This is a genomic window from Methanolobus sp. (assembly GCF_016278365.1).
Taxonomy (GTDB): domain Archaea; phylum Halobacteriota; class Methanosarcinia; order Methanosarcinales; family Methanosarcinaceae; genus Methanolobus.
In genome coordinates, this window is the sequence record NZ_JADQBZ010000018.1 from 79594 (window position 1) to 89172 (window position 9579).

At 32.4% G+C, this 9579-nt stretch carries 8 protein-coding genes; 5 read left to right on the forward strand and 3 right to left on the reverse strand.

The features are described 5' to 3' along the window. Positions 1-32: 32 nt before the first annotated feature. The 4 genes from QZZ22_RS14005 to QZZ22_RS14020 all read left to right on the forward strand — a co-directional run bounded on the left by QZZ22_RS14005 (position 33) and on the right by QZZ22_RS14020 (position 6101). Positions 33-1127, forward strand: coding sequence for a glycosyltransferase family 4 protein (locus tag QZZ22_RS14005; RefSeq protein WP_292466018.1), 1095 nt, complete (start codon positions 33-35; stop codon positions 1125-1127). Positions 1128-1382: 255 nt separating this feature from the next. After that, positions 1383-3449 carry a DUF2206 domain-containing protein gene (locus tag QZZ22_RS14010; RefSeq protein WP_292466019.1) on the forward strand — a complete coding sequence of 689 codons (2067 nt, stop codon included), beginning with the start codon at positions 1383-1385 and terminating at the stop codon, positions 3447-3449. 64 nt (positions 3450-3513) lie between these two features. Continuing rightward, the gene (locus QZZ22_RS14015) at positions 3514-4797 is read left to right on the forward strand and encodes an oligosaccharide flippase family protein (RefSeq protein WP_292466020.1); all 1284 of its coding nucleotides are present in this window, start codon (positions 3514-3516) and stop codon (positions 4795-4797) included. A 5-nt stretch (positions 4798-4802) separates the two neighbouring features. After that, positions 4803-6101: a Coenzyme F420 hydrogenase/dehydrogenase, beta subunit C-terminal domain gene (locus tag QZZ22_RS14020; protein WP_292466021.1), complete on the forward strand. Its 1299-nt coding sequence runs from the start codon at positions 4803-4805 to the stop codon at positions 6099-6101. Between the two features lie 102 nt (positions 6102-6203). Here the strand turns inward: QZZ22_RS14020 and QZZ22_RS14025 are convergent, their stop codons facing one another. Both QZZ22_RS14025 and QZZ22_RS14030 read right to left on the reverse strand, forming a co-directional pair. Further along, a complete protein-coding gene (locus QZZ22_RS14025) occupies positions 6204-7634 on the reverse strand; it encodes a polysaccharide pyruvyl transferase family protein (RefSeq protein ID WP_292466022.1) in 1431 nt (476 codons plus the stop codon). Positions 7635-7725: 91 nt separating this feature from the next. Next, positions 7726-7863 (reverse strand): hypothetical protein, encoded by a 138-nt coding sequence (locus QZZ22_RS14030; protein WP_292466023.1) that lies wholly within the window; start codon positions 7861-7863, stop codon positions 7726-7728. A 111-nt stretch (positions 7864-7974) separates the two neighbouring features. On the opposite strand from QZZ22_RS14030, the gene QZZ22_RS14035 reads away from it, so the two are divergent. Continuing rightward, entirely contained in the window at positions 7975-8220 is a 246-nt protein-coding gene (locus QZZ22_RS14035; protein WP_292466025.1) for a hypothetical protein, read from the forward strand. A gap of 379 nt (positions 8221-8599) precedes the next feature. Here QZZ22_RS14035 and QZZ22_RS14040 read toward each other — a convergent pair whose 3' ends face one another. Beyond that, positions 8600-9421, reverse strand: coding sequence for a hypothetical protein (locus tag QZZ22_RS14040; protein WP_292466027.1), 822 nt, complete (start codon positions 9419-9421; stop codon positions 8600-8602). Positions 9422-9579 lie beyond the last annotated feature (158 nt).

A 9579-nucleotide genomic window follows, 5' to 3' on the forward strand; every position in this document is an offset into this window, starting at 1 on the left:
AATTTATTCATTGTTTCTTTGAGGCGTTATTTATGAAAATATGTATTATTGAGTTAGTTAATAATGGTGGTATGGTGCATTATGCGTCTCAACTTTGCAACTCCTTATCGCGCTATAGCACTGACAATAAAGTTTTTCTCATTGCTCCAAATGGCATTAATGACAGTCTTTTTGATAGTCGTGTGGTGTTTAAAAAAATTCCATCTATGGGAAGACATGGGTATAGAATTGATTTAATTTGGAAGTACATTTTTGAGATTAAACCTGATATTACTCATATCACTGTTATACATCCTTTTATCGTTCCCCTACTGCGTAAACTTAAAAAGCATTCTGTGTTGGTGTCTACTATTCATGATGTAACCTTGCATTCTGATCAAAAAAATATTATCCTGAATTTAATTAGCTCATTGATATCAAAATCTTCGGATTTAGTTTTTGTACATGGGGAAAAATTGAAGCAGGAATTAACTACAAAAGGTATCTTAAATTCGAATATTGCGGTCATACCACATGGTGATTACTCCTTTTTTGGTAACATTAATCATAAAAAAGTGCCAGAGGAAAAAAACACTATTCTATTTTTTGGAAGAATCCTGAAGTACAAAGGAATCGACTATTTGATTAAAGCTGAATCGATATTGTCTTCGAAATTATCGTCTTTTAAAATAATAATTGCTGGTAACGGTGATTTTTCGCAGTATAATGCGATGATAAAGGACTTTACACATTTTGAGATTATTAACGAATATATCCCTGACGAAAAGGTTTCGGAGTTGTTTCAGAAAGCTTCAGTGATTGTGCTGCCCTATATAGAAGGCTCACAAAGTGGAGTAGTTCCAATTGCATATTCATTTAAGAAGCCTGTAGTTGTAACAAATGTAGGATGTATATCAGATGTTGTTATAGACGGTGTTACTGGCTTTGTAGTTCAACCAAAAGATACTGACGGTTTAGCAACTGCGATATTAAAAATTCTATTAGACAATAATTTAAGAGCACAAATGGGTGTTAATGCATATGAGTTCATGAAAGGAGAAATGTCTTGGGACGGAATAGCTGAAAAAACAATTTTAGAGTATTCAAGATTTATAAGTAGTAGTAGTAGAAAATGGAATGAAATTTGATAATCTCCACATATTAATTGGAATTGTTTTGTAATTAGGGAAAATATGAACTAATGAAGAAAAGAATGAACGATGGATTAAAAGAAACAATAGAACATAGGATCTAATTTCATCTGTTTATTCTTTGGCGAGGTGAATTTTACGAAAATTGTAGATATTTTTAGGTTAAATAATTGGGCAAATCGGAAATTTTTCATTGTAGTTCTATCTATTTTAATTTCTTATAATTCATTGTTTCTAGTTAATTTTTACTATGTGAAAATTCCTTTTTTGCTACAATTAATAGGCCTTGTCGTTCTTACATTTATACCGGGATTTGCTATACTTCGAGCATTAAGAATATATCATCTACATATCACTGAAAATATTATTTTTACAGTTGCATTAAGTATTTTCTTTGTCATGGCATTTGGTTTTATTGGAAACATAATTTTGGCTATTATTGGTATTCATAAACCACTTTCAGCAATTCCTATATTTCTTTTCTATAATATATCTATTTGTATACTTCTAAGTGTTGTTTACTATCAGAAAGAACCTAGTGTTTTGTCAGAATCTATTGAAGTGACTTTCACACCTTTTTTTTTAGTTACTTTGTTGTTACCGTTTCTTAGTTTATTTGGTGCATATTTAATGAATTATAATGGCAACAACATACTAAATATTATTCTTTTTTTGATAATTTCTATTATACCTTTTTTAGTAATCTTACTAAAAATTGATGAACGATTATACCCTCTTATTATTTTTAGTGTATCCTTTTCTATATTATACAACGTTGATTTAATTTCAAATTACATATGGGGTTATGATTCTTTCTATTTACTATATGGAGCAAACAAATCAATTTTTGATGGATTATGGAACATGACTGATTCTATGATACTGCCTTTACTTTTCTCATCAATTTTACTACCGATATACTCTTTACTCTGTGATCTAGAAATGGTTTGGGTATTCAAATTAGTAAACCCTTTCCTTTTTTCGCTAGTACCCGTTGTTTTGTATTTAATCTATAAAAAAACATACCTGCCTAACATGAGATTTGATTCTTCAATTACATTCCTTGCTTCCTTTGTCTTTATTTTTTACTACGGATTCTTTAAAGACTTTCCCAATAAACAACACGTAGCTGAATTATTTTTGGTGTTGATACTTCTTCTTTCGGTAACTAGTTTTAAAAACAAGCGTATTATGCTTTTATTATTCACATTTTCCTTAATTACAATTCATTATGCAATCTCTTACCTTTTTTTAATATCTATAATAATACTTTATTTTTTAAAAATAATAATATCTAATCATCATCCAAATGCAAAAAATAGTATTTATTCACTCAACTTTGTGCTTATTTTTTTAGTATTGAGTATATCGTGGTATCAATTCGCTGCACAAGGAGATATATTTCATAACTTTATAGTGGTTATTTATACTCTTTTTCAAAGCTTATCTGATATTTTTTTAATTGATTCCAGATCCGGTATTTCTTATGCTCTCTATGAATCTACAAGTAACTGGTGGGCCATATTTAAGCTGACACATATTTCTTTGCAGATTTTAATTTTTATTGGGATGGTTCAATTATTTATTCTAATGATGAGAAATAAGCTTTTTTCTAGAGAGAATGATATTTTCATATTTACTTTTGTATTTTATGCTTATCTTTTGCTTCAAGTCATAAAGTCTTCTGGAATGGGATTTGACAGAATATTACAAATATCTCTTATATTCCTTTCGCCAATTTCATTTTTAGGGTTAATGTCTCTCCTAGAAGTGCTTCAATTGGCGGGAAGAAAGCTTATAAAGCAGAATATAGTTGTAACAAAAGAAAATATATCAATGATTCCACATTATTCGAAATATGTGTTTTCAATTTTCCTCATGATTTTTTTTATCTTTAACTCAGGAGTTATATTTGAACTGGCTAATGATTATGTTCCTCCATATTCAGTATCATTAGCTAAAGATGCTAGTTGGAATGTTTATTTTGATAGTGAAATTTCTACTATTGAATGGATTAAAATGAACAGTGGAAATCACAAAATTGCATTTTTTAATGAATGGCATAATGTAATTAAATCACGTGATGGTTTAATTTTGCATGGGACCTATTCTCCTGAAAAACTTATGTTTATGAGTCCCAATACTCAAAGAATTAATGATGCTTATATTTACTTAGGGCATTTTTCAAAAGATAAGATGACTTATGATAATCAAGACATCAGAACAGAAGAAACCATATTATACCAAGATGTACTCCAGAAATCAAATAAAATATATTCAAGTGGTAATTCTGTTGTTTATTTACCATCCTCCGATTGATGTGATATTACATGTGTATTATATGTTCAATTTAAGCTCTAATTATCCTAAGAGTTGACTAGCAATGATTACTAACTTCTATAAAAAAACTTTGAAATTAAACATAAGGGAACCTTTGTTTAGAAATTCTATATTTCTAATGATTTCTACTTTGACATCTTCATTCTCAGGATTTTTTTTCTGGATGATTGTAGCAAGATTTTACCCTGTATATGAGGTAGGTCTAGCAGCAGCACTTATTTCTACTATTTTTCTAATAAGTGTTTTATCTTTAATGGGCTTTGACGTTTCCTTAATAAAATATATCCCTGAAGTAGAAGATAAAGAAAATTTGATCAATACTTGTTTATGTACAACTCTACTCGTTTCTTTAATATTAACGAGTATATTCATAGCAGGTCTTGATTTATGGAGCCCTTATCTTTTAATATTAAGAGAAAACTTACAGTTATTGTCATTATTTGTCGGTTTCTCACTAATTCTTCCACTCCAATTATTACAGAGTCAGGGCATATTCGTAGGTTTCAGAGAGACAAAGTATTCGTTCTACCAAGCCATCATTACTTTATTGAGGATGGCAATTGTTCCTTTCCTTGTGGTTTATGGAAGCATTGGAATCCTTGCTCCATATGGATTGACACCGTTGATTTCTTTTTTTGCAGGTTTGTATTTCACAAATAAAATATACCCCTATGTTCCTAAATTTAAAATCGACAAAAATATTTTACAGGCAATATTGCATTTTTCAGGGGGCAATTATGTATCTCGAGTATTGGAAACACTTCCTTCTTTTATATTACCTATTCTTGTGATTAACAAGCTAGGTGCTGAAATAAATGCCTATTTTTACATTGCATGGCAAATATCTATGCTCGTGCTTATTTTTTCAAAATCAATTTCTAATTCTTTATTTGCTGAAATTGTTTCTAATAAGGATGATAAGAGATATTTGGTAATTAAATCTCTCAAGTTCATGTCTATTTTACTTCTTATTTTTATAGGTGGTACTTTTCTATTTGGGAAATACTTACTCATGCTTTTTGGGAATGAATATGTAGTTAATTCATATCCTTTGTTATGCACTTTAGTTTTAGCTAGTGTTCCTTTTTCATTCAACACAATTTACGTGGGAATAATGAGAAGCAAAGGTGAATATTCATCAGCAATATTTGTGTATGGAGTATCAGCCTTTTTGACTTTGACAGGAAGTTACATTTTAATAGAAAATTACAGTTTATTCGGTGTTGCTTATTCTTGGCTTTTTGCAAATATGATGGCTTCTCTTGGAATTATGCTCATGTTAATAAATAAAAGTATCAGCAAAAAAATGTGCCGTATTTTGGAGTGATAAAAATGAATGATTATACATCTATAAATAAGGTAGTAAATGCAGATTTATGTACTAATTGTGGAACATGTGTGTCAATTTGCCCAAAAAATGCAGTGGTTATGGAAATCAATTACATGAAAGGAACTTATATCCCACAAATAGATTCTACGTTATGCACTGACTGTAAAATGTGTATAAATGTTTGCCCTGGTCACAATGTTGATTTTAAAGGTTTAAATAATAATATATTTGGAAATGAAATGGAGGACAATTTAGTTGGAAATTATCGCAATATTTATGTAGGGCATTCTAAGAATTCAGATATTCGTTACACTTCTTCATCTGGTGGTGTAATTACTCAATTATTGATTTATGCTTTAGAAGAAGGGATAATAAACGGTGCCTTGGTTACTAAAATGGATAACAATCACCCACTAGAACCATTCCCTTTTATTGCTAGGACAAAAAAAGAAATAATTGAATCAATGGGGTCTAAATATTGTCCAGTTCCTCTCAATATCGGTTTGAAGGAAATATTGAATGCTCCAGATGGACAGAAATTTGCAATTGTAGGACTTCCATGTCATATACATGGCATAAAGAAAGCAGAACAAATCCATAAAAAACTGAGTAATAAGATTGCTTTTACTGTTGGAATTATCTGCTCAAAATGCCCTAATTTTTTAGCGACTGAATATTTATTGGGAAAATTACAAACATCCAAAGATAACATTAAAGGGATATCCTATAGAGGGAAAGGTTACCCAGGAGGGATGACACTATCTTTTATAGACGGAACTCACAAATTTTATCATTATTGGGAGTATTATGATACATGCTTTGGTCAATTTTTTAGTCCAACAAGGTGCAGGCTGTGCATTGATTTTACATCCGAGTTATCTGACATTTCATGTGGAGATGTTTTTTTTGACGACGAATGCAAAACAGATCAAAGTGGTTCCTCCGTAATAATATCACGAAATTCTATAGGTGAAGATCTTTTAAAAAAAGCTGATTCACAAATAACAACTCGGCCAATTGATGTTTCAAAATTCATAGAAGGGTGCAGAAGGAATATCTTTTTCAGAAAAAGTTGCCTTTCTCAAAGAGGGAAAATATTAAACAAAAAGATACCTACTTTTAACAGTAACCCCTCCCTGAAACTAAATTTCTATAGTTATGTCTTTTTGTATGTATACCGAATAGGTAACAATATATCTAATCATAAGAAATATTGGTTCATTTTAAAGCAATATGGTAACTTGATAGGATTACTTACCATTATTTACGAAAAAATGAATAGTAAAAATAAAGGTGATTGAAGAAAACCTAATGCTAAAAATAAAGGGAATGGAAATTAATCTCAAACAGAAAAGAGTATATAGCCTGAAAGGGTAGAAGACGCTTATGCATATAATTTAACATCATCTATTGTTGGATTGACTATCTATTTTTTTTATTAATCCTGCTGCTAATTTCCCATTTTCTTCTGCCATCATCTTTATTTCTGGCAACTTATCTTTTAAAGTTGCACGAATATTCTCTTTATTACTCCACACATCATCGATAGTTGCTATCAATTTGTTTGCATCGATATTTTGCAAAACATATTTCTCTTGTCCTAACATTTTCATTATTCCATAAAATTTATGGCTATATGCAAGTCCTATTGTTGGAACACACTGCGAGGTAGCCCCTACGTTAGCATGCATTTTTTCACCAATGAAAATGTCACTAAGGCCTATGATTCCTTTAATTTCTTCGCTGGTATAGTTTCCTTGTATTGGGACAACTCTTTCTCTATTTCTATCGCTCAAATTATCATAGATTCTCTTTATGGCAGTTCGATCATCGCCAAAAAGTTCGTGCTGTTGAGAAATTATATGTGGAACAAAAATAATATTTGCATTATACCTTTCAATTAAATATTCAATTACATCATCAAACCATACAAAATCAAGACTTTTTTTGAGAACTTTCTTAAACATGGATGAATTTTTAACTTTCTCTTGAGTCAGCACACATAGTCTATTGGGCAATATGTACTGAACAAATGAATAAGAAACCATAATCATTTTGTTCGTTTTAGAACTTTTTTCATTTGCAGTTTTCATCATGCTTATAGCAAAACCAAAAGTCGGTCGCTTCATGTTAAAATGATTCTCTTTGTCTTCTGTTTCTACTAACTTTAATGCTTCACTTCTACTAACAGGTTCTAAAAGAAAAGCTTGGTCTGCAGTTTGATGAATTTTCTCTTTTTTGATTCCAAGTTCAATTATGTTATTATAAGATAATTCTTCTCGTGCACTTATCAAGTTTACTTTGCTAAGAGTATATTTTGCCAAGAACCGGTTAATGGGTTTTTTGAAGGGACCTAAGGACTGAGCATATATCATTGTAGTTTTTCCAAGAAACACCGGAATCAAAATCTCTTTAGATGTCTCTATTATGGACCTTAACCCATAGTCATCGCTATATGCATCCAAACTAAGGTCAATAACAAGGTCAGATTCTCTAAAATAATTTAAGAATTGAGAGTTTATTAGAAATTTAAAATCTACTCCTACTTTAAGAAATAAATGCCAAATAATACACCTTAAAAGGTTAAATGTTAAAGTTAAGCTATTAATGAGCGAATAATATTTGGTAGTATAAATTTCACTCTCAATAACTTTCATTTTGGCGCGGAGAGGGTTTTCTTTAGAAAGCTGTATGAATGTTGAAAACTCAGCATCTGGTATAAATTTGTGTAGTGTATCTATGGTTGTTGATACTACTGCAAATGAACCTCTATTGTATTCGCATGTTTTAGTGTTTCTACAAGCAGATTTTATTATCAATATATTGTTAACCATACTTTTTACTCCATTTTTGTGTTCCTTGATAATATCTTAAAGATAGATTTTCGATTATCATCTTCAAATATTGTGATATTTCCTCAAATGTTTATTTTACAAAAACTTCAATAGTTTCGACTTGTAAACCGATTCTTACATGCCGCCGGTGCATTGCATAATTTGGTCGCCATTTTTTGTTTTCTCTCTCATGATCATCTTCAAACCTAACAATATCATTCTCTGTCACATGTTCACCAATATGCACCACGGAATATCTCGAGGAGAATTTTACCGGGATTGTAGAGTCCCTACTTCTCCTGGTCCATAGGAATATGTTCTTCCAATACACAATAAAATTTTGTACAGATCCTTATTCGCTTTTGACAATCTTTTTACGCCTTCTGCTTTTCCATTCTCTCTCAACCCCAACCATCTCCCTTATCTGCTCCCTCTGCTGCCCGTATGCACTATCTCAAAATCCACCCCGCGCCTCTCGCACTCTCTTATCACCGGGCTCATCTTGATAATCTCGGGGCGGGTGCCCAAGATAATGGCTAGCTTCACTGGAGGACACCTCCGGGAAGAGAATAATTCAGGAACATAATGAATAGCATGTTTTTCGCACCATTACCTTATCACAGGACATCATGAAAGAGCCTGTAAGAATTTTCCACCGGACGCTAAGACTCACTGAACATATTTAAGTTTTCTGAAATTGTCTCAAGGAATATTGAGGGGGTGGGAAGTGGAAATGGTGCAATTTTATTAAACCAAGGTTCTATATTCAAGTTTTCACGATAAATTGAGGAAGTATGCATGTAACTGAACAGGCTGTCCTACAATTATTGCCAGTAATATGAAAGTTCCTTTGTTTCCGATCTAAAGGCTCTATATACCTTCTTTTTCTCCGTTTTACGATGAAATTGAAGTGCCGGACAGCCTGTTCAGTCGGGGATCGTAGACAACAACATGCCAACAAAGCCTTAGCTCTGACAATGTTCGCAATAGTAGATCGTCCCGCCCATGTAGCTGCCCTTTTGCTTATCGCTGCCACAGACAGGACATGGCGTCAACAATGATTTTTTGCTGAACATGGTGATATAACCACCATATCTGCCAAACAAATCCTTCTCAGTATCTCTTCCACTGTTGTCAGTCATTTTCTTCAAAACTGTCTTGACAGCATTATAGAGATTTTTGAATTCATCGTCAGAAATATCTGTTATTTTTCTTTTTGGATGGATTCCCGCAGTAAACAGGATATCCTGAAGAACACCGTTTCCAAGTCCTGGAATACGTTGTTCTGTTGCCAGGAAAGCCTTGGCTGATAGCTTCAGAACATTTTCACTTTTTAGCGAACAAAAATAATCAAAATCAAAAGCATCGCAAAGTGGCGATATTTTGTCCCTTGCAGCAATATAATATTCGTTATGATTCTCCCCCTCACGATATGCGCTTAAACCACCATACATCTGTACGACGGAAACCAATGCAGTTCCATCCTCAAACTCAATATAAAGTTGGTGTTTTTTAGGCACCTTTGTCAGGTCCTCATAATAACTTAGAGCTGCACCGTCACTTATCAAGATTCTGCAATCACCGACCGCAGTTTCGATCATTCCCCCCAGTGCTTTTGAGATACCGATCTGTTTCCCCGCAAGCAGGTCATTATAGCCTTCCGGATCACCGAAGTACCAGGCAAACTTATGTGGTGTCTGATTAGCAGCAACAAAGCGTATGATCTTACCTTTGATAGTTTCATTGATCTGCTTTGCTATCGTATTGCTTTCGGGTATTTCCAGCATTATTTTCCTCACGTATGTCTTTTGGAGTTAACTTCCTCTCCTTTGAAATATGAAAGATATCAACATTGTTCAAGGTGACCTTGCTTCCACATAATACAAATGATGCCTGTCCGGACAGTACATATCCAGCTCGATCTTTAACTTCTGCACCAGGTCAC

Coding starts and splice junctions, on each gene's coding strand:
- QZZ22_RS14005 (WP_292466018.1), top strand. CDS start 33: ATGAAAATATGTATTATTGAGTTAGTTAATAATGGTGGTATGGTGCAT.
- QZZ22_RS14015 (WP_292466020.1), top strand. CDS start 3,514: ATGATTACTAACTTCTATAAAAAAACTTTGAAATTAAACATAAGGGAA.
- QZZ22_RS14020 (WP_292466021.1), top strand. CDS start 4,803: ATGAATGATTATACATCTATAAATAAGGTAGTAAATGCAGATTTATGT.
- QZZ22_RS14025 (WP_292466022.1), bottom strand. CDS start 7,634: ATGGTTAACAATATATTGATAATAAAATCTGCTTGTAGAAACACTAAA.
- QZZ22_RS14040 (WP_292466027.1), bottom strand. CDS start 9,421: ATGCTGGAAATACCCGAAAGCAATACGATAGCAAAGCAGATCAATGAA.